The 1,199-nt window shown below is 42.6% G+C and carries 1 protein-coding gene and 1 pseudogene; both read right to left on the bottom strand.

Annotated elements, in window-relative coordinates; genetic code table 11:
• Positions 1 to 259: hypothetical protein (locus tag ACRC27_RS10675; RefSeq protein ID WP_438639852.1), on the bottom strand; the 259-nt coding region annotated here is incomplete at its 3' end.
• 192 nt (positions 260 to 451) lie between these two features.
• Positions 452 to 1,199: pseudogene (locus ACRC27_RS10670) on the bottom strand (hypothetical protein); the annotation flags it as partial.

The following is a 1,199-nucleotide window of genomic DNA, read 5'->3' as shown; positions in this document are numbered from 1 at the left end:
TGATCTCAAGATTGGCCGGTTTTTCAATTTTATTTTGGCTGATAGCGCTGATTTTATTGCCGATAATCAGCACATTAGACGGTGGCGTTAATTCAGTGCCTGTGCCAGTAAAAATGCGTGCATTTTCAATCAACGTGGCTTTTTGTGGCAGATTGGACATAGCGGTTTGCGATACCGCATTTTCCTGCGCAATGACCGGAGGCAATACGGCTAGCAGTAACGCTGAACACAGCAGTGTATGTCGGTATATTTTATTCATTCTTCTATCCCTATTAATCATAAATGATAAAAACAAAAGTCAAGAAATACACAAAAAGTATAGCGTGTGATATTGATGATGCGGTGGATATTTAAATCATTATCTCTGGCAATAACCGGGGATATAACGCTATTTATGCTCAACACATAAAATAAAAAAAGAGTACAGGGTTACCCTGTACTCTTTATAGCGTTATAGGTTAGTTGTACAAATTAAAACACCCGTTTTCGGATAGTTATCATAGTAATGGTATTTTCCACTTGGATAATAAGGGTCATTAGCCTGATAACGTCTTAATACCGCAATTTGATTTACCCCATCATGTTTATATTCTGTCCATGGCACAATATTTTCTTCACCAACGGTATAAGAACCAAAAGCACCCCACTCAGGCAATAGACCAGTGCGTGCACTGCGTTCAGCAGATTTGTGCATTGTAATGGTATGCCCCCACGGGCTTCCTGGGTAAAACGAGTCTTCACCCCTTCCATGTTTATCATCTTTATAAATTTCATTTAAACGTGACATTCGCACGGCATCATAACCTGCACCTTCGGCCTGACACTGAGAGGCAACCTCTTCTGGTGTGCTGGCAGTGCCTTTATCTATAAACCAGTCTTGCAGGTTGATTTGATACGTTTGCGTACCGATTGCCCCACTGTTTTTCGGGGTTGCGGTAATAGTAATGTTGCTTTCACCCTCAACGGCTTTTCCGGTAAAGGTCACAACGCCTTTATCATCAACATTGACCCACGTTTGCCCGCTGCTTACTGCCCAGTTGTAGTAACTATTGTAGGCGGTTGAGGGGGTGTTAATCCCTTTGCTGCGAATTTCAAATGTTGCGCCGTTATAGGCAGTACTTGGAAAACCCTCACTCAAGCCAAACGCATGTGGGGCTTGTGGGGTGTTTACATCCACCCATGTTGGGTCGAACACTTTG

This window comes from Plesiomonas sp. (assembly GCF_051650925.1).
GTDB lineage: Bacteria > Pseudomonadota > Gammaproteobacteria > Enterobacterales > CAMTGL01 > Plesiomonas.
The sequence above is the reverse complement of the archived record's forward strand: the minus strand, read 5'-3'. Positions and strand labels throughout refer to the sequence as shown.